The following is a 24,123-nucleotide window of genomic DNA, read 5'->3' on the forward strand; positions in this document are numbered from 1 at the left end:
TTATAGTTTATTTTAACTTTAGTTTATATATAATCTCGCCATCTTGGTTCTCTTTATCTTGATTGACAAAACCTAATTTCTCGTAAAGCTTTCTAGCATGATTATTACTTTTTTCGATTGTTAGAGAGATTACTTCGCATTGTCTGTTCATCTCCTGAATGAATTCTAATATTCTTTTAAGAGATTGTGTTCCTAATCCCATCCCTTGATATTCCTTGTCTATTTGAAAGCCACCGATCCAGTAATTATTAGTACTATTAGGTGTATAGGAAAGATAGAAAAATCCAAATGTTTTATCATCCTTGCACAAAATATATGGATCAAAAGCCTCATCCCACGATTTATATAAGCCCATGCTAATGATTCGATAACAGAAGGCACAAACTTCTCTTGTGATTTGAGTAAAGATATCGAGAGAGCTTCTTCCCAATTATTTTTATCAATTGGTTCTATGCGGATTAGATTCATTTTTTATATTCCTTTCAATTTTCCATCACAATTTCGTTGATTTCAGCTAACGTCTTATTCACGAACTTCGTAAACAATTCCATATGTAGGGTATTCGCGAAACTTTTGAACTATCCTGCTCGTTAGTTTAACAAAAATGGCTTCTTTTCAACTTGCTTGTGCCGATGAGATCATATCGGGAATGTTATCAAGTTCTTGTCATCGTGTTTTGACAAGAACTTGATAACATAAAAATAAATAGCCGCATAATTAGTGGCTTCTAATGTTACTATGTTTTTGTCACCCGACAATAATGTGTCACATTAGGTATTTGGAATTAATAATATTAAAAATAAGATATGATGTGACATATCATATCTTATTTGCTTTCAGCAATAAATTGTTATGAATTACAAGAAGTTTTTATGGAATCGATTTTTATCGACGCCCAACAGATCATAATCATAACTCTCCTTTATTCTATTTTAGTCCATACATAATCAGGTATCGTTGCAATAAATAGATTATTTTCTTTTGATACTAGATCTGAAACAATTCCGAAATTTGGTTTGAATATTTTTTCTGTATTCCAGCCAATTGCATCCCCCTTTTTTATCATCTTATATAGACTCCCCACATTAGAGATTGCGAAGAGATCATGGTCCTTCTTAATAAATCTATTAATAGGTTCCTCCACTTGTATGTGAGAGAAATGACTATGTGGGTGATTATAACAAATGGCTGCCACATTGATGGCAGCCATTTCAATCCCTATCTATTCAGCATTTCATATTCGCTCTTGGTCAATCCATAAATAAATTCATCAAAGTGTTGCCCTTTGGTATAAATCATATTCCTCAGTCTTCCCTCTTGAACGAATCCAAGATGCTCCGAAGTGCAATCGAGCCTTCGTTAAATGCATAGACATGAGCGGTTACTGAACGATCCGTAACCGTAGCGCCACCTCGCATCATGTTAAGAACTATGCTTTAAATAGAAGATTTTCACAATTATAAAAGGGACGATTCCCCGTTGTTACGCGTATCTGAACCGCCCTAGTGTTCGTGAACCCCACAGAAATGTAACAATTATCGCCGCAAGGGTTGTTAAAACCCCAGATATGCCGGGGACATAACTCGCATCATAGTTTGGTAAAAAAGAATAAATGACATTCAACATCGCGTGGATGATGATGGCTGCAAAGATGCTTTTTCCCGTATTGTTATACACCCAGACGATAATGACCCTTGCAGTAACGATGCCAAGGAACCAGGCTATAATCCATGCCGGAGAACGATGGGCCTCGATCAACGGAATAACATGCCATATTCCCCACACGCAGCCCAACATCAGGCCTGCCCCAAGCGCACCCCACCGCTCCTGCATCGGCTCAATCGCATAACCCATCCACCCGAGTTCCTCAAACGCGGCAGAGATAAAAAATAAAATAAAGAGAAGTGGGAGCTCCAGCCATTGAGTATGTACCCCTGATAGTGGGAGTCCTAGCATACATAGAATTGCATATGAAAGCAGACCGATTAACGGAATAATAAAAATAATAGGGATATACCAGATCTTATGTTTAATTCTTTTGTAATCGAGTACTCTAGCCAGCAATCGCTTTACACCTTCCGTCCGATCTTGCTTATAGACAAGAATGGCTGCGGTGATGGCGGGACAAACAAACATCAAGGCACTCGTCGGGAGATTCATCGGCAGCCCCTTCATGCTTCCCGTCATGGCGCCAACCACCCAAAAAGGGATCGCAAAAGCAAAAACAAGAGCAAGGAATCCGAACAATGACCTTGGGGAAACGGTAGACTTCATGTTTTTTACAATCTCCTTTTTAAAATAATAGGCAATTCTTTCAGCGCAAACATCATTGAGCTGTTTTGGCGCATTTGTTTGAACATTCCAAAGGCAGCAAACCATTTTTGTTCCATTCCATGTTATACACCGTCACTTTCATTTGTAATTTTTAAACTGACTGGTCAGTCTAATTCATTTATAAAAAAGGCCTTGCTACTCGATCGATGTAAACAGGCCTTTAGTAATGATTGTGAAGATAAAATGCTCTAAGTCCTGGCGGGAATACTCATCTTGGTGGCTCAGATAGTAATTGCAGGTGCTCTCTATTGTGCCGACAATACTGGCTGCGGCCAAATTGGAATCGACATCACGAAGCAGATTGTCGTCACATTTGCCTTCCTCCAGGATTTTCGCCAGGAAGTTTAAATGCTGGCGTCTCAACTGTTTCAATTCATCCAGAACGTCCTGCTCGATTCCGTTTGAAATCTCATTGAACACGATATGGGCAACATGGTGGGATTCCAGGAACAAATCCAAATGATGGCGTATAACCCGCAATATCATTTCTTCAAGCGAAAGAGAAGCATTTAGATCCGCCTCTGTCCGCCGCATAATGTCCTCAAAGCCGGCTTTGACGACCATTTTGAACAGTTGGGATTTCGAAGGGAAATTATAGTAGAGCGTACCTTTGGCGACCTGCGCCCGCATGGCGATTTCGTCCATGCTCGCACGATGGTATCCATTTTCAGAGAATACTTCGATTGCTGCGGGAATGATTTTTTCTTTACTCAAGGGTATCTACCTTTCACAAACATAATTCGCATTAAAGTTAATCTGACTGGTCAGTTCAAAAATAAAATACCATACTAGGAAAAATTAGTCAACTAGGAAAGGGTTCTGATGCTTATAGCTTGTACATAATGACCGTAGTGGTGTATATTTCAACTGAACTGCACCCCAATTGTTAGACACCATCTAACTTTTGGAAGAGCAGTTTTTATATGACCAGATTCAGTACAGTTGAAAAAATACAAGCAGTTATGCGTCACCAAAAGGGATCCGACAGCTTGAAAGCTATCAAAAATCTATAGGTTTTCACCATACTGTCTTTTTAAACTGGATTAGACAATATGAGCATCATGGTGATGAAGCTTTTAAAAAGGGCTATACATCATATCCTGTACAGTTTAAACTAGACGTACTTAATTATATGAACGAATTTGGGACGACACCATCTAGGAAACACTAACATTTCTTTTACTTAATTTCTTAAATACCGAGTAATCCTTATCGGACTTGATAAAACTTAATATCTTTTCGGCACATTCTATTGGATTCATCTCTTCAGTATTTACTTCGAGGTCATATTCTTCAAAGCAATATACTTTACTAAACTGTGAAGCTGCTAGTCCAATCTTTCTATCTCCTCTTGTTTGCTCTCTTCTTATGAGTTCTTCTTTCGAGCATATTACACCTATAAATAACGTAGGCTGATCGAAAAATTGATCAAGAAACTCATTAAACCTCTTGTCATTGTCGATTACGGTATCTACAATTACATTAAAACCCATTTCTGATAACAATTTAATTGTCGAATAGTACACTGAGATTATGGAATCATCAAGTATTTGTGCGACAACTTGAGCATCTACTTCTCTTATAGGTTCATCTGGAAATTTATTATTAATAAATTCATTGTAATTATTAAAAAAATCATCAATTGATAAATGATGAAAAAGAATCTCTTTCTGATTTACCAGTTCATTAGAAATACTGGTCTTTCCTGAACTTGAAGTTCCGTTCAACAACACAATCATTCCTTGCTTCAAACTAATCAACCTCACATATAAGATTTGCGTATCTTTCAGATAACGTTATATTCACAAATATCATAAAATTATCCAACTCATAAAATATTCGAGAAACGATTGAATTATCCTGCCCGTTAGTTTAATAAACTATTGCTAAGACATAATGGCTGGCATGGCTGGCTTCTTTAGTTTTCCGCCTTTCTCTATGCTACTCCACTCCAATGCGAGCCGTTCCAACACAGGAATCCCGAGAAACCAAATGTCAAGAGTATATTACTATCTTGCTAGCTATATCATAAATATAAAATTCACGATATAATATCTTTAAAGAAATAATTCAATGGAGATTGCTGTATGGAAAAAGGAAAAATTATTTACTTAAACGGAGTATCTAGTGCAGGGAAAACAACTCTCGCAAAGGCCTTACAAGCACGCCTTTCAGAACCATATTATTGGATGTCTGTAGACACCTTTATGTACATGACACCCCAAAAATTTATTAACAACGATAGTGATGAAAATGAAGAAATTTGGATTCAAGCTATCATAAATATGTACCATACTATCAAAATGTACTCGGATATGGGTTTCAATACTATTGTTGATGATGTTTTTGATGACGATTATTTCCTACCTAAGATGCTTGAAATACTTCATAACTATCCCGCCATTTTTGTTCAAGTGACATGTCCACTAGAAGAGTTACAGCGACGTGAAAAAGAACGTGGTGACCGTGAGATTGGTCTAGCTGAAAGGCAACTGCCTGATTTATACCCACAGGATAAAACTTATGATATTACAGTAGATACTCATATTAACACAACAGAAGAATGTGCTAATAAAATCATTGCTTTGCTAGATAATCCAGATAATTTCCAAGCCTTCAGAAAACTTTGGAAACAACAAAACCACTAGTGGATATCCTCATCATAAAACATACCCTGTCCACCCCCTCGTATTTACTTACTTAGGGTAGATAGGGTATGTTTTTTACTATACACCCCTAGCGTTCGTGGGCTTGGCTTTTCTTCTTTGTCTTTTCTTTTGTCGGATCACTGCTTATACCATTTTTGAGCGTTACTGTACGCCCCTTTAATAATCTTCCCCTGTTCGCTCTCTATCTCTGCCTGTGTTGAGGGCTTACCCTTTGACATATCCTCCATTAACCACGATACAACTCTATCATCTATCCCACCTTTTAGAACCTGTTGCACTCAAAAAAAATAACACATAAATCCCGCTTCACGGCGTTATGTGTTAATGAAGGTTATTATCATCAGAAACAGTTAAAGAGGAAACCTGAGATGATTCGCTGTAAGCCATGATTTTATACATCAAAAGGAATTAATTCTGTTAGGTCACAGCCACTCACCCTAATTAGAACGTCTCAACCAATTTCTGAATCTTTGAGTGGGAAATTAAATATACAGGACCTATAATTTCTATTTTGCCGTCCTTTACACGTATAGCGCTCTCCTGTTCTACCGCATAAACATCAATCTCTTCAGACAAGGGGAACAGGTAGCCTTGAACAAACGTGGAGTAGTCGCGTTTAGAATGAGATTCATAGGCAAAATGATCAAAACCAATACCATCATAAATAGTACCTGTTTCAACGTCATCGTCAGTGTTTATCAAGCTTAGCCATTTTGCAGCCATGTTTATCGCACCGGCGCTGGCACCCATTATAACGGCATTGCTGTTCTTAATCGCATCCGATAATTCATATTCAGCCAAAAAATCTTTCTGCCAAACAGGATTTCCACCGCATAAAAAAATGACAGAAGCGTTCTTAATTAATCGCTGGGCATCTTCCTTCTGCATGCGGTGATCAATTAAATGATATTCATCAAAAATAATGTTAGCCTGATTAAACCATGTCCTTTCAAAAACATCATCAATGTTAACTTGCTCACCTTTATGACCAGACGGTTGAGCGCTAATCATAACAAGCGATTTTCTGTCTTTTATATCCTCATGCAACCATTTAACCAGCTTCTCTGGAAAAAAATCATTAAACCAACTGAGATAGTAGTGAGTTTTCAAACTTAATTACCTCCATATGTACTATTTACATTCATCCATTCTTAACGATAAAACATATTATACACGCTAGAAAGATGAACGGTTCTTCAGCCATTTCGCTTACACTCCCTTGTACACTTTTCATAAATCTAACTCTATATTACCATAACATGGAATTTAAGTATGAGAAATATGTTTCCACGTTAACCTGCCCGTTACTTCAATGCGAAAAAGAGCAGTTTCCCATATCGGTCTGCTCCCTGGTTGTTCGAACTATCGTGTCCCGTTAGCTTAATGAGGTATTTTTTAGTGCAAGAAAGTGCCACTGCCTTGGAAGAAAATCAGCCCAGGCACATCCACCATTACAGTTTCATTTCTCGATAATCACTGTCCAGTATACAGTAAAAGAACTGATTTACCCATTTACCTTGCCAGGGTAGTTCTTCTCTAAATACCCCTTCTCTGACCATTCCTATCCTTTCCAACACCTTAGATGAAGCGATATTGAATTCATTACACATAGCAACTACTTTATGTGCATTCCAATCTTCAAAAGCATACTTCAACGCTATTTTTGCAGCTTCTACACAGTATCCTTGTTCTCGATACTCTGGAAAGATACAATAACCAACTTCCCAACTTTCACGTTCTTTTACATACCAATGAATATGTAGTTCTCCTATAGCTGTTCTTTCTGTATCATTAAACTTTATTATGTATTGTTTATACCAATCACTTTTAATTCTTTCTACGACATTCTTTCTAACAGCTTCCTTATCGGATGAAGTTAAATCTTCGTAGGGCCTTAAGGAAGTGCTAGTTTTGATATCAACAATGAATTCCACATCGTCTAGAGTAGCTGAAGATAATATTATTCTTTCTTTCAATTCTATTCACCATCCTAGTTGGTTTGTAAAAACGCCATAAGTAGAATATTCGTGAAACTATTGAGCTATACTGCCCGTTAGCTCAATAAAGTGCGATTAAACTTGCATAAACATGAGTGTTTTTCCACTTAAACCACCATCAGCGACAATGTAGGTAGCATTGTGTCAAATAACGATTATGTAGGCACATTTGTGCTTTTTTTATGACACAAATGTGTCACATCATATCTTTTTTGCTATCCAAACTAACAGTGAGTAACACTCAAAATGTATCGAATGCATAAAATCTCATGCTCATAATAGCATGTTTATTATTGTTGCTTCAAACTTCAATTCTATTTTCCGCTTTACCACTGACTCGAAGGTAAGGTTCACCGCAATTGATCTTCAACTTTATGGCCCTTTACCTTTAGCTTAATGAAAACGGCAGCCGATTGTCTGGTCGGCTGCCGCGGTATCCTATTCAACTCTATTATTTAACTAACAACTGGAAAACGAATCATAACGGTCGTACCACACCCTACCCCGCTGCTAATGTGGACAGAACCTTGATGTTGATCGACGATCCAACGCGCGATCGATAGCCCTAGACCCGCTCCATGATCCCCTCTACTTCTAGAGGAATCTCCCTTGTAAAAGCGATTAAATACGAGTGGCAATTCGTGTTCCGAAATACCCACTCCGTTATCCTTGACTGTTACGAGAACTGATTTCCCCTGCCTAAGACACTCAACATCGATTTGCCCATCCGCCTGCGTAAATTTAATGGCATTGTCCAACAAAATCATGAACAACTGTATGAGAAGATCCTCATCTCCATTCATGAGCAATTCCGAGCCTTCGACATAAAGCTGTAACCGCAACTGCTTGTAATCCATTATCGGCTCTATATTTTTTGCAATATCTTTAATGATCCCGTCAACTCGCACAGGTTTGCAAGAGATGACTTCCTCATGTGAATCGCCTCTTGCCAGAAGAAGCAGCCCGTCTACCATGTTGCTCATTCTTTTGGTTTCTTTCAGAATGGCTGATATTGGAACGCTTTCTTCCTCGATCGTATGATCGGGATGGCGTAACAATATCTGCGTTTGCCCTCGGACGACCGAAAGCGGACTCCTCAACTCGTGAGAGGCATCTGCAACGAATTGCTGCTGCTTGTCCCAAGCCTTCTGAATCGGAATGAGCGCCCGTCTAGCCAATGCGTAACCTGCGATGATAGATAATAACGAGCCGATACCGATACCGATACTAATACTCCATAATAACCGATTCAGATAATACGCCTCGGCAGAAATTTCTGTAAATATCTGAACTGTTTTCAAAGGCGTGCCCGACAGCTTCTCGACTACTGGCAAATTGCCCTGATAGGGTCTGCTCACGAATCGATAGGTTTTCTTATCCAGGCGTATCGACTCGGGTCCCATGTGGTTTTGTTTTTCCCGAAGCATCGAACTCACTTCGATAAATGGCTCTTTATAATATAATCTTTGAATCAAGGTATCGTTGGAATCCCAATAAAATGACATGATAAAACGTTCCGGTTCCTTAGAATCAATGTTAATGACTTGCTCCCCGTTACTTATAGAAATTTGTTGAATGTGGTCAATATTAAACACCAGCTGACGGTCAATGTCGGAATAGATCCGATAACGCGCCAACCCGTATAACGCTCCCCCCAGTATGACGAGCAAGCAAAATACGACCGTGCTGTTCCATATCGTCATTCGTACTAGCGTTCGTTTAATCATACCGGGGTCTGCCTCCCTTTATTTGGCGGAATTGATGTATTGATTCACTTGCTGCTCCAATATCGGAAATGGCATATTACCGTTTCGAAGGAGAACGGAATGAAATGCCTTGATATCGAAGCGATCCCCAAGTTCGCTTTTCGCCTTCTCTCGAAGGGATTGGAATTGCTCCGATCCGATCGCATAGCTTTCGTTAAGTCCTGGATAGGCAATGACACTGTCGATCAAAGCATTATTCCCCGTTCCGATGACACTCACCAGATACTCATTAGCTTGTTCTCTTGTCCACTTCAGCCCATGGATACCCGTATCTATCACGGTACCTATGGAAATGCCCAGCAAACGGTTTAGTACCGTGTTCCGATCAAGCAAGCCCTTCTCCGTGCATAAGTCTTCCATATAGACGGCCCATCCCTCTACGTATCCAGACGTCATCGTTATTTTACGGATTAATGGAATGGTTGGTTGATCATATTGAATCGAAAATTGAAAGTGATGTCCTGGAATACCCTCATGCAACGCAAGCATTTTAACCATTTCTTCGGAGGTCGGGTTTTCGAGCGGAATGACAAATCTCCCGCTCCTATCACCATCTATAGATAAGGGGATATACATTCCACCTGCCGATTTGAAAAGAGCCGAATACGCCCGCACGTCCACGGGATGGTCTGGGATAAGCTCCTCTTCAAACCAATCGGACAAGTAAGGCGTGGCATCCGATATACTGCTATTTAACGCTTGCAGCAATTCATTTCCGGTTAGGAATCTGGCTGCAGATGTAGTCTGTACTTGAACCGAAGCACCGCTTCTTAGCTCCTTCACGATCTCTTCTACCTTGCGTTTAGCGATCTCGTGAATTTCCTGAGGACTGAGGTTCGTACCCGTAGTAAGTTTGAGCCTTGCAGAATAATACTCGCTGCCGCCCGGCTGACTCCAGATTCCTTGGCTCACAGATGCTTGCTTCATAAGATCGTTCTTGATCACATCGGCAAGTTTGCCATAAGAAGCCAGTACATGAGCGGTTAGGGTTTGCGCTAACGCTTTTTTCAGCTTCTCCTCTTCGGAGGGATCGAGTTTTAACTCGGTTAATTTCTCTGCATATAAACTGTACAGAATCGTTTCTTCCGGTTTCGTATTCAGCAAATTGCTGTAACTCGTAAGCATTTCCTTCAGAAATTCATAAGCAGGGACAATACCTTTCTCCCGTCTGTCTTGAATTCTATCTATGACATGCGCGACTTTATCCGAAAACCCGTTCAGCGCAACGATATAATTCTTTGCATCTGCTTGGTTGCGAATCGGATAGTTGTTCGCAAAATATGGCGGAAAAATGGATAGGGAAAGGTAGTCATTCGTGTTCAGATCCCAATAATTATATACTTGCTGCGCCGCGCTTAGGTCCCATTTGAGGATATCGTAGGTGAGTTTGTCTTCCGGGGAAAGCTTGGCAGCATCATAGTCGTTCAATTTTTTAAGAAAACCATTTCTCATTTCGATTAATTGTTCGTAATCGGCATCCGACAGATCCGTAAGCTTAGTGGGATCCCATCGGATTCCCTCCACATTTTCCACGCCAAAATAAAGCTGTGTCTCAGGGTCATCCTTAAGCGTATCAAACGCCATCTTCTGAATCAATGCGTCGAAACTCTCTGACTTATGTTGGGTTTGCCTTAACAAACCGCCTGCAATCAGCAATACGAGAAGTCCCACAGCCAATAGGAAGGCCAGACGATTTTTCTTAGATACCTGTGGTAAAAGGTTCATAGCTTGTATCCCCTTTATATGTGTTTTAGGAGATTATAGCGGATGAACCTTTGATTCCCCTTTGAAAAACTACTCGTTTATTCTGAGTCTGTAGCCCAAACCTCTTACGGTTTGGATATATTGATCGGCATGCCATGAAGACAGCTTCTTCCGAAGATAATGGACATAGAGCTCTACGATGCCAATTCCCGCTTCCGAATCGAGGCCCCAAATTCGGTTATAGATTTGCTCCTTCGTCACGATCTGCTCTTTATTTATGAGCAGGTACTCAAGCAACTCATATTCCTTTTCTGTTAGAGTCAGCTCTTCTCCTGTAACCGTTATTGCCCGATTTCTAACTTGAATAGCAATCGGGCCGTAGCTAATCTGCTCTTCTTGATTAACTTTGCCATAACGACGTAACAGCACTTTAGCTCTGACGATCAGCTCTGGAATCTCAAATGGTTTCACCACATAATCGTCCGCTCCGATCGTTAACCCCTTTACCCGGTCGCTCAATCCGTCTTTTGCCGTCAGACAAAGAATCGGGGTATCCACTCTTTGCTTCCTCAACTCTTGGATGAACGTAAATCCATCAACCTTGGGCAGCATAATATCCAAAATAATTAAATCGAACTCGCCGTACAATGCGTGATGCAAGCCCTCTTCTCCGTTATGACACTCCGTAACCTCATGCCCTTCATCCCGCATAACTCTTGCAATTGTATACGATATCCCAATATCGTCCTCTACGATCAACAGCTTCATAAGTTCCTCCATGGATGAATGAATATTTGATAGTGTAACATATTTTAATAGGTTTATGAGTCTACTACGGATAATATTTCCATTCATACTACCGGTCTAGTAATCATATGCTTAGCCAGGAACAACTCCGGTTATATGGAGTAACCTCCTATCAAACCCGAAAATCTTGCATATGATGCAAAATAATAAGTTGATTAAACAAGGCTGCCGTTTACAGATCGGCAGCCTTGTGGTTTCATGGAATTGCTATTTAGTTTATAGTTAGCGTTTCTGGAGTGTGGTTCGTAGTTTAATTTTTAACTGAATTCCAAGCATTGATAAAATCATTAATAGTTTTATATCGTTGTTCTCGATCCTTACTTACTGCTCGTAAAGCGACCTCGTAAAGTGATCTGTTTGCTTCCCATTTTGAAAACGAATGATCCATTTCGCCACCAAGTAATCCAAAAGCGATAGCTCCCATCGTGAAAACATTCGTTCTTGCATCAATAGGCGCACCTAATATAAACTCTTCCGGAGATTTCGAACGTCTTGCTCCCCAAAAGTTCTCTCCCATGTCATTTACGGAAGGTGCCAACCTGTAAAAGTCGATGTCACAGATCCTGGTTAAATCCTTTGAAAAATCATACAGAATACTACCATCATAAAAATCAACCGCAACGTAGCCTTTGGACTCCACATATTTATGGAACTCATATATGGTATCAAGCGACTGCAACCTTTTCTCTATGGATAACTGTTTGAATCTGTAGAAAGGCGATTCAGGATGACTATGTTTTGGTTGAAGGGCAAACAACCAATGTGAATGCAGGCATTCGCCATTAAACCATTCAAATATAGCAGCATACCCATCGTTCGTTTCAAAATGATCAATAAGACTAATGAGATTTGGATGTTCTAAGGTCTTGTACAACGGCACGGTAACCTTTAACCTAGAAATTGCATCTCTAGGGCTTCCGAAAAACTCCATTGGTCTACAACTTAACAAATAGCTTTTTACCGTTCTTTTCGATTCCGAAACTAATGTTACCAGAATCTTGCTGATCAAACACACAAAAAACGGTACCAATAGACTGAAGCCATGTGAAATCGTGCTGATCCTGAAGTTCAAAAGATACATTGTCAATCTTGAACTTAATCGGCTGTTGATTCATATAATCGTCCCCTCAACTTTGGGGATTCATGTAGTTTTCAGGGCTATTTATACGTTATCCCCTGATTTTTATTTGCCCTATTATCGATTAAATGTCTTCTCATAAGACATCACTCCTCTCATTTCTAATAACACAATTATCCACCTAATAAATATAATTTGCAAACCAAAGTTAGGTTCATTCGAGACTTGCTCAGGGGCTTTATTGAGTGTCTTCGTCGCTCTTGTACTCCAAAATATCACCCGGCTGACAATCCAAAGTCTTACATATCGCTTCTAATGTTGAAAAACGAACCGCTTTTGCTTTCCCATTTTTCAGAATGGAAAGATTAGCCATAGTAATTCCAACCCTCTCCGAAAGTTCTGTTACGCTCATTTTCCTTTTTGCTAACATCACATCAACATTGATGATAATCGCCATGATATTCACCTCAGATCGTTAAATCATTTTCTGATTTTATATTAATAGCTTCTTGTAAAAGTCTTTGGAGAACAGCAGCAAAAACGGCGATCACCATAGAAGCGAAAATAATGATCAATCCCATTGGTATGAAACTTGGAGGGTCAACTCTCTTCCCCATGAGATAGTAGAGTGGCATACCTAGCAGGTACAAGGTACTGATTGTGAAGGCACAGTATTTTATATTCTTTAAAGCCTTTACGGATAATTCCGAGAACGCTTGATTCTTTTCAATATAGCTTAAAAGTTTAAAAGCTTGATACAGAGCAAAGTAAAAAGGTATCGCTGCCGCGTACATATCGATTAAAACGAGAGATTTCATATAAGCGATATCTGGATACAATTCTCCAGCAAAATTCCCGATCTTAGGCACTAAAAATATGCACAAAGCAAGAATTGGGATTCCAATAAGAATAACAGCCATCTTCAAAAAGAGTGTTGTTCCCCGTTTCATAAAGAGCACCTCATTAATTTAATTATAAAATGACTTTAACACATGATTTGTTGTTTAACATTAAATTAGTATCGTTTTTTATTACATTTCTATTGTTAATTGAATATCCTTTTTATTTTAAGCAAAAAAATAAAAAGCATTTCTCATTACAAAGAAATGCTCTTACTTTAAAATGTTAAATTTAAAGCTTGTTCAACAAAACTGCCCATTACTTCAACAAATGAAAAGGTCCTGCCGCTGAGGACGCTCCTTAACTATCGTTTCCTGTTAGCTCAATAAAGTGCGATTAACTTGTATAAACATGAGTGTTTTTCCACTTAAACCACCATCCACGACAATGTAGGTAGCATTGTGTCAAATAACGATTATGTAGGCACTTGTGTGTCATTGGACAGTTCTATTGTCGGATGACAAGAACTTGATAACATTCCCTACTACTTAAATCATATATGCTTTTATTTTATATAACAGCTCTTTTAAGTGTAACCTGGCGACATACTTAAAGCTTGCCTCCGATGCGTGAACAACTTGTTATAGGAAGTCAATGCCTTCATCGCTTATTCTTTCATTCTCTATTCCTATCTTTAAGGTGTGACATTTGATTCTTATAGAAATTCATTGCAATTTCATGATTCCAGATCTGTGCTTCAACATAAGGTATCGTTCCTTTAGGAATCATTGATTCAAGGTTATTCATTATATCAGTTGTCATCATAGACTTTACTTCTGACAATGTAAAAATCTGCCCATGGTATTTAGCGTTGTAATATTCTTCAGGTTTATCTCTTCCCATCCAAAAAGAAACCATACTATCCGGAAAAGTAAAACTTACATCATTCTTACTAAATAATGATAATGGAATTCGTAGAAAATTTACATCTAACCCCGTACTCGTAGCGTAACTCTCTATCCAATCTGCTGTCCCTAATACGGAATAAAACGGATATTTATCTTTCGGTATTCCGCCTTTTTCTTTAAATCCGTTTCGCAACCAATTCTCCGCTTCTAATCGGTTCTCCCAATATTGGACTGGTTCTTTGAATCTTTCAAAGATAGGCGTATCATCACATAGTTCTTCCATAACTTCCATAGCTTCTGTTTTTGAAAGTGCAGACAGACTTCTAAATGGTACATCATTGTAATAGTGCGTAATGATTTCAAACATCATCAATCGCTCCTCCATTAAAGCGTTTTGACCCACTCGATCTCATTTATTTCGCAATCTTCTTCTTATTTCATTCAAGAGAGAGAGTCTCTCCGCTTCAGACGTGGCATCCGATGAAAGCTTTCGTGCTGCAACAGGAGCGATCCAAGGCTCGATTTCTGCGTACCCGATGCCAGATAGTCGTTCGTACTCCTCTAAGAATATACGGATAGTCGAGTCCCTAATTGTGTCTAAATAGGCATTCAGTTCAGCAGGCAGATACGGGGGGACGACCGCATATTGAATTATTATGATGTATTCTGCCAAGTCCGCTTCCGGGTTCCCGGTAGAAGCATCATTCCAGTCGATTATAAGGGCATCATCATCTCGAAGCAAGATGTTCCCGGGGTTCGGATCTCCATGACAAAGCTGCTGCTTTACGGGCAGTTGATCCAAATGGGCGATCAGAGCTTCTATTTCTGGTTTAGTCAGAGATGGTGCTCGGCTAATATCATTTCTGATTCTTGTCCGCTGGCTTGATAAACTCGCGGAATTTGTATGGATTTGATACAAAAGCCGAGCAGTGATCCGCGCGTCTAAATGATCTTCCAACAAATCCAGTCCGCTCTCTCGTTTATTCGGCCCTATCGTCTTGTTAATAAAACGGTTTAAGATTGACTCGCCATAAATCCGTTCAAAAACAACGCCCGGTCTCCCTTCTACAGAAACCAAACCGAACGGCTCGGGGACAGGCAGCCCGCACTCCCAAGCACTTCGACAATGCTTCCATTCTCTTTGTAAGGCAGCGGAGCTTGTGTTAGGCTTGGCCAATTTGACAATTTTGCTTCCGTCTTCCCATTCGAATACTTCCGCACATGCACCTTCTCCAAGCTTTCGTCCTACCGCATTCGTCATGCAAACACCCCCTTAAGTCATAATAACCCTTCTTTGCTCGTAAGCATCTTGTACATCTCTTCTAGCATCTCCGTGGCCTCATCAATATCCAACTCGATTGTATTTGTGTTAATCCTAGTCCCAATCCCTAACCAATATGTAACCAACTTTAAAAAGATGGTTTTAGCCTTACGCTCTTCAAGCTCGCTTAGCCGATTATCGATCTGTAAAAAAGCAACAAATAATTCCTCGTTAAGCTTGTCTGTGTTTCGCTCTAAAAATTGTTTTCTGTAATCAGAAAGATATAGAGCTTGGAATAAACCCTTCTCTTCTTGAGCGAACAAAAGACAACCGATGGCCAAATTCATGGCGGCTGCGTTCTTTTCATTGCAATGCTGTTTCATTCTGGCTAAGGCAAAATCGATGGCACGGTTATACACATCGTCTTTTAGCTCTTCCATGCTTGCATACATACTGTAAATTGGCTGGGTAGAACATTTTAGTCTTTGGGCGATACTACGGGCTGACAATACCTCAATTCCTTGCCCTCTTACAATTTCAAATGCGACATTTAACACTTTCTCTTTTGATATTACTGCTTTAGGTGGCAATTCGTCATCTCCTTAATATAACGATCGTTATATAACATTTGTTATATTATGGCCTTGAGAATGTCAATGTGCTTTAGATAAGAGTTCAAACTAACCTGCCCATTAGTTTAACAAAAATGGCATCTTTTCAACTTGCTTGTGCCGATGAGATCATATCGGGTATTTACTCCAAATCTGATCGCATCCTTTACTATCGATACCTGGTAACCCATATGAATGATCACCATAACGATTAATATATTCTTCCTTCCATATACTTTGATGTTGAGGTTGATCAATTCTCCAAAATTACATTGTATCAATAAGCCATTGATCAGGAACCCAGAAATTTTGAGATGTAGCACTTTATTCTCCCTTTAAATCAGCAAATCAAAAAGGACTATTCGTACGGAAATAATTCGTATAATGCACAAACATCGCAACCGATGGAATCGGCGATCGATATGGCAATTTTGAGAGGCATCACTCTTTTGTTTTCAATAAAGTCGTAAACTCGTTCCGGTTTAAAAAGCAACTCTCTTGCCAGCGATTCCGCTGACATTCCGGATTCCATCAATCGTTCATTCAGCAAGCAACGTCCAAGTTCAAATTTCAAGAAGAGGTGACCTCCCGTGTAAGATAATATTTATCCTAAGCGTTGTCCATTGCCAGCATGAATATACTATATATAGGGGAGCCATAATGATGAAGTTCCCCATGTGTCTGCCCAATTTGTTGGGCGAGTTCCATCGCTGCGCTATCGTGCCCCGTTAGCTTAATGAAAAACGGCAACCGTGATCGGCTGCCTTTAAGACAATCTTGAACTAACAAAAATTCTACTCCAAATTATGAGATGTGATCAATGACGTTTGAACAGCTACTATCGTAGCACATTCAACTATCGCTCCCCGTTATCGGAACTTACTTAGAATGCGAAAGCATTTTCCCTTATTTCATTTAATTCTTCTGCGCTAAACAATCCTGCATGGTACAGATTAAAAAATTCTTCCGATACACTTTGGTCAAAAATAAGCATATCATCCGAATTAATCGTAACCCTAATGCCATGGTCATACAATATTCTTATGGGGTGTGTTTGATAGTCCTCTACTCTCGAAAGCAAGATATTGCTTGTTGGACAAATGTTCAATTGTATGTGATGATCCGATAGCCATCTCATCACTTGGGTGGATCGTGCTGCGGCGATGCCATGCTGGATTTGATCTAGTTCCAATTCTTCAGCTGCTTGTCTAACCAGTTCAGCTGTTCCGAATTCACCGACATGTGCCTTAAGAATCAATCCTTTATCTTTCGCCATTCGAAATATCTTCTTAAATGCAGGCACAGCAAATTCATCACCGAATATGTCCATGGATTTAATATAATTCAACTCTAGAAACTGGTCCAACTTTTCTGAGGTTTCATGAATCGGTGTATGTGTTAGAAACGCGATCTCCGGGACAAAAATGACCTCTGGAGCAACCCTCTGATGGATGTCCTGTATTGCATGTACCAATTTTTCAGCAGAGTTATCAAACAAAGCCTCTTCACCAATACATACACTCATATGAAGTAAGTGAATCCCATCCATTTTCGCCTGCGCAAAGGCAGCTTCTATACGCTTTTCATAACCAGACCGACCAGGCAACAAAAGTTTAATGTTAATGGCGTTCCACTGATTCATTTCATGAAGATCGGTAAACTTTGGGCACTCGGGTATCTTTACACTACACCAATTTTCAATATATCTCTTATTTCCACCCCTGGTAATATGATTGTGTAAATCTGCTTTGGGTACTTTTCTTATTTCAGCCATGTTATTTTGCTGCAATGCCGCTTTAAACCGATCTTTCATGAGTTACTCGCCCCTATGATTGTTAATAGAAAACCTTAAAAACTACTACGGTAGGACTTATGTATGGTTCCACAAGGCACAAAATGTTTCTAATTTAGGAAATGAGTGCTTAAATCAATAATAGATTCTCAATCTTAAGTTTCAGCTCTTCATGATATGGGTTACATTAGCTATCTTGTTGAGAATATAAAGAAGCTGTGATCAACTAGATCACAGTTTTCTCAATTCATCTATTTATTTACATGTATGTATCTAACTCAGATCTTATGTTTCACTAGATAATGGACCCAAACTAACTGCGTTAATAATGGCTTCACTTGAATCAATTCAAGCTGTGTAATCGTTTTTGGATCCAGTATATCATCGGAATCAAAGATGGTAGGAGTTTGTTTTCCACCTAGTGCCACGGGAGCATAAACAATACTAATTTCATCAATAAGCCCTTGTCGCAAAAACACCCCGTTGATCGTTCCTCCTCCAGTTAAGCCGATTCGCTGAAATCCTTGTTCATAGAGCATTTCCAATGCCCTCTTGACATCAATATGCTCATCCATACCAGCCTGTATATACGGAATCTGTTTGTTCTCTAATTGCTGAATATAAGATTTCGATACATTCTCCCGGGTTACAACCATCAACCCTTCAGATTGCCCCCAATCCACTCTTCCCCGGCCATCGAACACGATATACGCCTTTGACTTTTTCGGCCAATATATCTCATGTTCTAATTGAATTGAATGTTGGCCATAAACCATTAAGGACTCACTTCCGGATATTAACGCCTCGCAATCCAGTTCGTCATATAGCCTGTGGGTAACATCATTGGCACCTGCATCGATCCCGAGTTCCGTCCATTCGGCGACATTCCGATTGGGCCCTGTCGTTATTCGCCCGTCAACCGAAGCGAACATATTTAAAATAATAGTTGGTCGTTTCATAATATCCCTCCATCTTAACTCGTAGCACTCGTGTATCGTTTTAGACCGAGCTGCCAAATAAATCTTGCAAGAACGCGGTAAGTCATGGACAAATCTTTAGCCATAATTTCTTGCATTCTCACATCTCCTTTTTTTCATTCTACTGTTTTAGTGTATAACACTCATGCAAGTGGTAAGGTTTCATCCAAACTCATGCCAGACAATAACCAGCTATTTACAAAACCTTACCAATATACTTTAATGATATTACATCAATGTTAGCAGGAGGATATGCATGAAAATCAGGCCTATTGATATCGCGCGTAAACTGAATATTAGCACCAGTACCCTTCGTCATTACGAAGCGTGGGGCATCATCCCGCCGGTGGCGCGGCAATCTAATGGTTACCGGGACTATACAGAGGAACATGTTGCCTATTTCACCTGTGTACGGGGAATGGAACCTGGCTTTGGAATCAAGCTATCGGCAACGGTTCTAAAGAGAATTCAAGTCAATGACCTAGATACCGCCATTCAGCTAATCATTGAGGCCCAAACTTTTTTAATGCAAGAAAAAAAGATTGCGGAAAAGACCATCGGCATTCTTGATTCGATAGACTTCGATTCTAATAAAGTATTTGCAAAGGGTAAGATGTCCATAGGGGATGTAAGCAGGGAGACTGGCATACCGACGTCGGCCATCCGACATTGGGAGCAGATCGGGTTAATAACACCTTATCGGGACGATGATAATGGTTACCGGTTATTCGATCGTAATCATGTGAGGCAACTCCTGCTGATCCGTACACTCCGAACAAGTAACTATTCCTTGGAAACAATTAAGAGAGTACTGAATGAACTGGAGGACAAAAACACTGAGGAAGCAAAAAAGATCGCTCGGGACTCTCTATGCAATCTAATAAAAAAAAGCCATGAACAACTCCATGGTGCACATTGTCTATTCGTTTTATGTCAAAAGTTAGGATTGTACCAATGAGCCAAGAGAGCGCTGCGAAATTTCATATTCCTCTTCCGAATTTAGTCCCAAACTAATCAAGTTTTCATTTCATTTTTGGGATACAATCTCGCTTAAAATCATAAATAAAACCTCCCATAAGAGCTATTAAATCTAGTTTTTCTTCTTATGGAAGGTTTTAATCTATTTAACTAACGTCTCCTGCTAGTTCAATCCTTTGTACGCAATTCCGTCAATCATCATAAGACAATCAGAGTCAATAAACTCTGTTGTAGATGTCATCCTAGCAGGGAATTTATCCTTATCAAAATACTCGCAAAAAACCTGTTCCATTTCAGGTAGGTCCTTAATGTATTTTAGGTATACATTCACCTTAACAACATTATCCAATGGTACATCAAGTTGATTAAGAGTCTCTTTTAAGTGTGAGAAAGTATTGTGAATCTGTTCTGTAAAACTCTGTCCAAAACCCCGATGTAATCCGAGAAACACATAATCACCTGCCGCAACAGCAGATGAATAACTAAATGGTGTTGGAATTCTATTTATCATATACATGAGCCTCCTATGTAATAAGTTCCCTATTATATTTTAGAACACACGTTCGCAAATGTACATATTTACTTTTTGTTGGCTCTCCACGGTAAACTGCCCTTTAGCTTAATAAACAATAGGAGCAGTTAAGATCGCTGAAAACAGGATATCAAGCGCATAACTAAACACGATCATGGCTTATTACCCGCCTGTTCCTTCTACTCTGTCGTGCTCAACAGAATCAGTTACTCTTCCGTCTTTCATACAGATTACACGATCTGTTGCTGATGCAACTAACGGGTCATGCGTGACGATAACCACGGTCACTTGCTTGTCTGTATTTATCTTGAGTAGCAAGGTTACTATCGCCTCCGATGTCACAGTATCTAAAGCTCCAGTAGGCTCATCAGCCCAGATGACGCAAGGATTATGAACAATAGCTCGGGCAATTGCAACCCGTTGGGCTTGTCCTCCTGACAGTTCATGCGGCATGGCCTTCAACTTATCCGATAGCATGACATCTTCAAGTGCCGCCTTTGCAGCTTTGTGGGCAACTGATATCTGAGCGCCCTGACTGATAAGCGGCAATGCAACGTTATCAATGACATTCAACACAGGAATCAGATTGTATTGCTGATAGACAAAACCCATCGACGTCAACCTGAGCGCGGAGACATCTTTTTCACTCATTTGGTGTATTGCTTGCTTGTCGAACCAAATCTCGCCACTGTCAGCTGACTCAATACCTGACAACGTATAAAGCAACGTGGACTTGCCACACCCAGATGGCCCCATAATGCTCACCATCTCGCCCCTATGGATGTGTAAATCCACACCTGATAATGCGACTGTTTGTGGAGTCGCTACCATGCCATAGTTCTTACGAACAGCTTTGGCTACAATCATGATCTAGAAACCTCCTCCCATGTTACTCTGTCCGACTGATCTGCATACGTCTTAATCCGTCAGTGCTGAATCGGTTGAACAACCAGATGAAGATCAGCAATCCGATGATGAGACCTATCACGTTCAGATAAGGGAACGAAAACTTAACACCCATCCACGCCAAACGCATCAGCATCTCCGAACCGAGCCTTCCGACCACAATACCGCTAATCAACCCAACGATACCAATGAGACAACCCTCTACGATAAAAACCTGTTTCAACGACTTTTGACTTACCCCCATCTGCCATAACATAACCATATGGGGAACCCGCTCCTGTACAGATCGAATCTGAATCACATACATGCCGAGTAAGGCCATAAGCATCATGAATGACATAATGTAAGAGAACAGCGTGAATTCAGCTTTAACTATCATCGTAATGATTGCCTGGTCCTCACCGGGCGTACTCACCGTAACACCAGCTGTTTTTGTAAAATGATATTTCAGTGTCTTTATGGAATCTACCGCCGTCACATCTGTATCAGTCAACTGCAACAGCGCATAGCCTTTGGGCTCTCCGGGCCACTTATAAGCGCCGTTTGTGCTATATTTATTGTAGAGTTCGTCAGCCACTATAAATACGCTGCCCCTTTGGAAGCGGTTATCCTCACCAATGGTGAACGTTCCCGCTACCGTGACCACTTCCTCTCCAATCAGGTTCTCCTCTTTGCCCCCACCTTTCAGTAAGCGAAGCGGAATCTGATCGCCTACTCGGTACGTGCCTTCCAATTGATCATCCACGAGAACGACAGATGCTTTATCGCCCATAGCCTGAAATACTTCTGCATCGCTCTGAAATTGCGGCGCACGGGAGGTGAGCGGTAATTGGTAACCTTCCCCTAGCCACTTTCCCCACACAACTTGCGAATATGCCCACTTGTTACCATTCGTGGGGGATGTTTCTTCTGTAAGATCAACTGCATTGTCGGGAGATGAAACTAATATTCTGTACGTATCCACGTAGGCAGCACTTTGGATGAGTTCTTGCACTTCATTCATATGGACTGTCAGCTTATCTTTTTCCATCTCATCGACATAAGCCATATAGGCATCGGCAGCCATAAAAGAATCTCTCTTGTTTACAGCGGCATAATCTTCAACATTGGAAGCAAAACTTATCATCACAATCAAACAGCAGGATAATACCGTGAACAATAAAACGATGCCAAATGAACGACTAAACCGCATATTCGGGTACTGCGTGCCTAACGTAACAGCCAAACGATCCAACCACCGATGTGGCACAATGGAGGATGCCCGTTTCATCCAAGGTACAATGAGAAACATAAGATAGGCAGTCGTAATAATTCCAACAAGCCAACTTATAATCGAACCGAATACTTTTGCATCAAGCCTATCGCCATCTGAAAGGCCCTCTGTGGCGAAATAATTGAAATAAATGAAGGCCACTGTGACAAGGAGACAACCTAAGATTTTGAGCAGACGCTTCTGTCCCGGATTAACACGATTATCCTCCTTGCCCATTAGGTGCAGAATGGATGTGCGCTTAATGAAACGCCCGACAAAACAAGCGAGGAGTAAGAAAACGATAAACATGGTCAACGCAATCCAGCTTGTTGCCGTCACATCCACATGGGGTTGGATTGGATAGGCGTAAGCGGAATACCGTTCCAGTAATTGTTCGATATAAAATACATTAACAGACAATAATCCGAAACCGAGTACATTCCCGAGAACAACTCCCGAGATGGTAATGACCGCACACAGTAACGTACACTCACTCACGTAGATGACAAAGCAGATGCGGTTACTGAGTCCAAGCGATCGGAGCACGCCAAGATAATATTTGCGCCTTTCTTTCAGAATATTAAACAACTGCGCCAACAGCAGAATTCCAGCGAACAAAGAAACAGCGACAAAAAACAAAAATGGAGGCGTGAAAATACTCTGCACCATCGACATATGAGATAGCGCTTCTCTTTTGATTGCTCTCTCAGTGAGATCCGTAAAGAAGGAACTGCCCGGTAATGATGAATACATTTTGTCCGTCGCCAGTAAAATACTGTGTGTGCTTGCTTCTGGAACGCCGAATATCTGATGCGCAAGCGTATTCGAGAAAATAACTGTCCCTTGTGCCCGCATTGTTCCGCGAAAACCTGTTAATCCGCTTTCCTCTGCTAGATCACGAATAGTTAAAGGTACTTCTTGCCCAGCAAACGAGATTACCATTGTTTCACCGACACTAAGTCCCAACCGCCGTGCTAGCGGAACCGATACAATCGCTTCTTCTGCTGTCAGGGGAGCAGTAGACCACAGCGGTTGATTCGGTTCTAATTCCCGAGCATTTTGAAAGTCAAATCCTAACGCAACGATGCTATCCTCCCTGGCTTCATCATTATTCCCGCTGTGCACGGAAACCAGCTGAGACACGTAGGGAAGACAGGCAATATTTCTGGTTTGAAGCATCGTTTTAACATTTTCAATCTGAGCCTCGGTCAAATCAAGTCCGACACGCGAATAAATCTCTGAACCAATTACACCAAAGTGTTTTTCTTCCCATAGTGATTTACTATATGTAATAGAAGAAATGACAAAATAACAAGAAAAAATCAGAATGACACCGATAGACCCTATACCTACGGTGAGTAGCGTTTGCCGTATCTGAGCTATAAAATTTCTGGCTCCCATTTTCCAAAATATGCCCATTGTAACACCAACTTTCCCTCGTGAACCAATCTCTTGAGTTTGAATGCTGCTTGATCTCCAGCTAGCACTTGTCTAATGATTTGTTCATCTTGAATGAAACCCTCCCCCTTTCCCCTACATAAATAGACGCTCGAATTATTCCAAACCCTACACTTTTTTGAATTATTTATTTTTTCTAATAATTTCCTAAAAAACTGAGTTAACAAGGTTCTGCGCCAATACGTCGGGTTATGCAAAATGACATAAAAAAAGCCCTGAATGATATAAAAGGCATGACCGAATAGATCGCCAT

24 protein-coding genes and 1 pseudogene are annotated in these 24,123 nt (G+C 40.3%); 2 read left to right on the forward strand and 23 right to left on the reverse strand.

The annotated features are described in order from the left end of the window. Positions 1-7: 7 nt before the first annotated feature. The 5 genes from E0485_RS21180 to E0485_RS21195 all read right to left on the reverse strand — a co-directional run bounded on the left by E0485_RS21180 (position 8) and on the right by E0485_RS21195 (position 4,085). A complete protein-coding gene (locus E0485_RS21180) occupies positions 8-430 on the reverse strand; it encodes a GNAT family N-acetyltransferase (protein WP_235857665.1) in 423 nt (140 codons plus the stop codon). A gap of 492 nt (positions 431-922) precedes the next feature. Continuing rightward, positions 923-1,066 (reverse strand): hypothetical protein, encoded by a 144-nt coding sequence (locus E0485_RS25225; protein WP_165921249.1) that lies wholly within the window; start codon positions 1,064-1,066, stop codon positions 923-925. A 416-nt stretch (positions 1,067-1,482) separates the two neighbouring features. After that, positions 1,483-2,274 carry a CPBP family intramembrane glutamic endopeptidase gene (locus E0485_RS21185; RefSeq protein ID WP_207911030.1) on the reverse strand — a complete coding sequence of 264 codons (792 nt, stop codon included), beginning with the start codon at positions 2,272-2,274 and terminating at the stop codon, positions 1,483-1,485. 195 nt (positions 2,275-2,469) lie between these two features. Further along, a complete protein-coding gene (locus E0485_RS21190) occupies positions 2,470-3,048 on the reverse strand; it encodes a TetR/AcrR family transcriptional regulator (protein ID WP_132420076.1) in 579 nt (192 codons plus the stop codon). Positions 3,049-3,491: 443 nt separating this feature from the next. Next, entirely contained in the window at positions 3,492-4,085 is a 594-nt protein-coding gene (locus E0485_RS21195) for a chloramphenicol phosphotransferase CPT family protein (protein ID WP_132420077.1), read from the reverse strand. A gap of 336 nt (positions 4,086-4,421) precedes the next feature. On the opposite strand from E0485_RS21195, the gene E0485_RS21200 reads away from it, so the two are divergent. After that, positions 4,422-4,982, forward strand: a complete 561-nt coding sequence (locus tag E0485_RS21200) for a chloramphenicol phosphotransferase CPT family protein (protein WP_132420078.1) — start codon at positions 4,422-4,424, stop codon at positions 4,980-4,982. Between the two features lie 462 nt (positions 4,983-5,444). Here the strand turns inward: E0485_RS21200 and E0485_RS21205 are convergent, their stop codons facing one another. The 15 genes and pseudogenes from E0485_RS21205 to E0485_RS21275 form a co-directional block, all read right to left on the reverse strand. Then, positions 5,445-6,113 carry a Type 1 glutamine amidotransferase-like domain-containing protein gene (locus tag E0485_RS21205; protein ID WP_132420079.1) on the reverse strand — a complete coding sequence of 223 codons (669 nt, stop codon included), beginning with the start codon at positions 6,111-6,113 and terminating at the stop codon, positions 5,445-5,447. Between the two features lie 341 nt (positions 6,114-6,454). Continuing rightward, positions 6,455-6,979 carry a GNAT family N-acetyltransferase gene (locus E0485_RS21210; RefSeq protein WP_165921250.1) on the reverse strand — a complete coding sequence of 175 codons (525 nt, stop codon included), beginning with the start codon at positions 6,977-6,979 and terminating at the stop codon, positions 6,455-6,457. Between the two features lie 476 nt (positions 6,980-7,455). Next, positions 7,456-8,727, reverse strand: a complete 1,272-nt coding sequence (locus E0485_RS21215) for a sensor histidine kinase (RefSeq protein ID WP_132420081.1) — start codon at positions 8,725-8,727, stop codon at positions 7,456-7,458. A gap of 18 nt (positions 8,728-8,745) precedes the next feature. Beyond that, positions 8,746-10,491, reverse strand: coding sequence for a DUF885 domain-containing protein (locus tag E0485_RS21220; protein ID WP_132420082.1), 1,746 nt, complete (start codon positions 10,489-10,491; stop codon positions 8,746-8,748). A 69-nt stretch (positions 10,492-10,560) separates the two neighbouring features. After that, complete coding sequence (locus E0485_RS21225; protein ID WP_132420083.1) at positions 10,561-11,238, reverse strand: response regulator transcription factor; 678 nt, start codon at positions 11,236-11,238, stop codon at positions 10,561-10,563. Positions 11,239-11,527: 289 nt separating this feature from the next. Next, positions 11,528-12,392 (reverse strand): annotated as a pseudogene (locus E0485_RS21230) (serine/threonine protein kinase). A gap of 201 nt (positions 12,393-12,593) precedes the next feature. After that, on the reverse strand, positions 12,594-12,812 hold the full coding sequence (locus tag E0485_RS21235; RefSeq protein WP_028776701.1) for a helix-turn-helix domain-containing protein: 219 nt from the start codon (positions 12,810-12,812) through the stop codon (positions 12,594-12,596). 10 nt (positions 12,813-12,822) lie between these two features. Next, on the reverse strand, positions 12,823-13,305 hold the full coding sequence (locus tag E0485_RS21240; RefSeq protein ID WP_132420084.1) for a DUF2975 domain-containing protein: 483 nt from the start codon (positions 13,303-13,305) through the stop codon (positions 12,823-12,825). A 565-nt stretch (positions 13,306-13,870) separates the two neighbouring features. Beyond that, a complete protein-coding gene (locus E0485_RS21245; RefSeq protein WP_132420085.1) occupies positions 13,871-14,473 on the reverse strand; it encodes a hypothetical protein in 603 nt (200 codons plus the stop codon). A gap of 39 nt (positions 14,474-14,512) precedes the next feature. Continuing rightward, the gene (locus E0485_RS21250; RefSeq protein ID WP_132420086.1) at positions 14,513-15,364 is read right to left on the reverse strand and encodes a phosphotransferase family protein; all 852 of its coding nucleotides are present in this window, start codon (positions 15,362-15,364) and stop codon (positions 14,513-14,515) included. Between the two features lie 17 nt (positions 15,365-15,381). Next, positions 15,382-15,954 (reverse strand): TetR/AcrR family transcriptional regulator, encoded by a 573-nt coding sequence (locus E0485_RS21255; RefSeq protein WP_132420087.1) that lies wholly within the window; start codon positions 15,952-15,954, stop codon positions 15,382-15,384. A gap of 379 nt (positions 15,955-16,333) precedes the next feature. After that, complete coding sequence (locus tag E0485_RS21260; protein WP_132420088.1) at positions 16,334-16,549, reverse strand: XRE family transcriptional regulator; 216 nt, start codon at positions 16,547-16,549, stop codon at positions 16,334-16,336. 35 nt (positions 16,550-16,584) lie between these two features. After that, positions 16,585-16,764 carry a hypothetical protein gene (locus E0485_RS21265; protein WP_132420089.1) on the reverse strand — a complete coding sequence of 60 codons (180 nt, stop codon included), beginning with the start codon at positions 16,762-16,764 and terminating at the stop codon, positions 16,585-16,587. A 94-nt stretch (positions 16,765-16,858) separates the two neighbouring features. Next, positions 16,859-17,788, reverse strand: a complete 930-nt coding sequence (locus tag E0485_RS21270; RefSeq protein WP_132420090.1) for an amidohydrolase family protein — start codon at positions 17,786-17,788, stop codon at positions 16,859-16,861. A gap of 257 nt (positions 17,789-18,045) precedes the next feature. After that, complete coding sequence (locus E0485_RS21275) at positions 18,046-18,726, reverse strand: RibD family protein (RefSeq protein ID WP_132420091.1); 681 nt, start codon at positions 18,724-18,726, stop codon at positions 18,046-18,048. A 274-nt stretch (positions 18,727-19,000) separates the two neighbouring features. Here E0485_RS21275 and E0485_RS21280 point away from each other — a divergent pair, with 274 nt between their 5' ends. Next, on the forward strand, positions 19,001-19,702 hold the full coding sequence (locus tag E0485_RS21280) for a MerR family transcriptional regulator (RefSeq protein WP_132420092.1): 702 nt from the start codon (positions 19,001-19,003) through the stop codon (positions 19,700-19,702). A 183-nt stretch (positions 19,703-19,885) separates the two neighbouring features. Here the strand turns inward: E0485_RS21280 and E0485_RS21285 are convergent, their stop codons facing one another. The 3 genes from E0485_RS21285 to E0485_RS21295 all read right to left on the reverse strand — a co-directional run bounded on the left by E0485_RS21285 (position 19,886) and on the right by E0485_RS21295 (position 23,831). Then, on the reverse strand, positions 19,886-20,233 hold the full coding sequence (locus E0485_RS21285) for a RidA family protein (protein ID WP_132420093.1): 348 nt from the start codon (positions 20,231-20,233) through the stop codon (positions 19,886-19,888). Positions 20,234-20,416: 183 nt separating this feature from the next. After that, entirely contained in the window at positions 20,417-21,121 is a 705-nt protein-coding gene (locus E0485_RS21290) for an ABC transporter ATP-binding protein (RefSeq protein ID WP_132420094.1), read from the reverse strand. A gap of 22 nt (positions 21,122-21,143) precedes the next feature. Further along, positions 21,144-23,831, reverse strand: coding sequence for an ABC transporter permease (locus E0485_RS21295; protein WP_132420095.1), 2,688 nt, complete (start codon positions 23,829-23,831; stop codon positions 21,144-21,146). Positions 23,832-24,123 lie beyond the last annotated feature (292 nt).

Source organism: Paenibacillus albiflavus (genome assembly GCF_004344915.1).
Lineage (GTDB): Bacteria > Bacillota > Bacilli > Paenibacillales > NBRC-103111 > Paenibacillus_AM > Paenibacillus_AM albiflavus.

Excerpts from the sequence above, each read along its gene's own strand:
- E0485_RS25225 (WP_165921249.1), bottom strand. The coding sequence starts at position 1,066 with ATGATAAAAAAGGGGGATGCAATTGGCTGGAATACAGAAAAAATATTC.
- E0485_RS21185 (WP_207911030.1), bottom strand. The coding sequence starts at position 2,274 with ATGAAGTCTACCGTTTCCCCAAGGTCATTGTTCGGATTCCTTGCTCTT.
- E0485_RS21200 (WP_132420078.1), top strand. The coding sequence starts at position 4,422 with ATGGAAAAAGGAAAAATTATTTACTTAAACGGAGTATCTAGTGCAGGG.
- E0485_RS21215 (WP_132420081.1), bottom strand. The coding sequence starts at position 8,727 with ATGATTAAACGAACGCTAGTACGAATGACGATATGGAACAGCACGGTC.
- E0485_RS21220 (WP_132420082.1), bottom strand. The coding sequence starts at position 10,491 with ATGAACCTTTTACCACAGGTATCTAAGAAAAATCGTCTGGCCTTCCTA.
- E0485_RS21225 (WP_132420083.1), bottom strand. The coding sequence starts at position 11,238 with ATGAAGCTGTTGATCGTAGAGGACGATATTGGGATATCGTATACAATT.
- E0485_RS21235 (WP_028776701.1), bottom strand. The coding sequence starts at position 12,812 with ATGGCGATTATCATCAATGTTGATGTGATGTTAGCAAAAAGGAAAATG.
- E0485_RS21240 (WP_132420084.1), bottom strand. The coding sequence starts at position 13,305 with ATGAAACGGGGAACAACACTCTTTTTGAAGATGGCTGTTATTCTTATT.
- E0485_RS21245 (WP_132420085.1), bottom strand. The coding sequence starts at position 14,473 with ATGATGTTTGAAATCATTACGCACTATTACAATGATGTACCATTTAGA.
- E0485_RS21250 (WP_132420086.1), bottom strand. The coding sequence starts at position 15,364 with ATGACGAATGCGGTAGGACGAAAGCTTGGAGAAGGTGCATGTGCGGAA.
- E0485_RS21270 (WP_132420090.1), bottom strand. The coding sequence starts at position 17,788 with ATGAAAGATCGGTTTAAAGCGGCATTGCAGCAAAATAACATGGCTGAA.
- E0485_RS21275 (WP_132420091.1), bottom strand. The coding sequence starts at position 18,726 with ATGAAACGACCAACTATTATTTTAAATATGTTCGCTTCGGTTGACGGG.
- E0485_RS21280 (WP_132420092.1), top strand. The coding sequence starts at position 19,001 with ATGAAAATCAGGCCTATTGATATCGCGCGTAAACTGAATATTAGCACC.
- E0485_RS21285 (WP_132420093.1), bottom strand. The coding sequence starts at position 20,233 with ATGATAAATAGAATTCCAACACCATTTAGTTATTCATCTGCTGTTGCG.
- E0485_RS21290 (WP_132420094.1), bottom strand. The coding sequence starts at position 21,121 with ATGATTGTAGCCAAAGCTGTTCGTAAGAACTATGGCATGGTAGCGACT.
- E0485_RS21295 (WP_132420095.1), bottom strand. The coding sequence starts at position 23,831 with ATGGGCATATTTTGGAAAATGGGAGCCAGAAATTTTATAGCTCAGATA.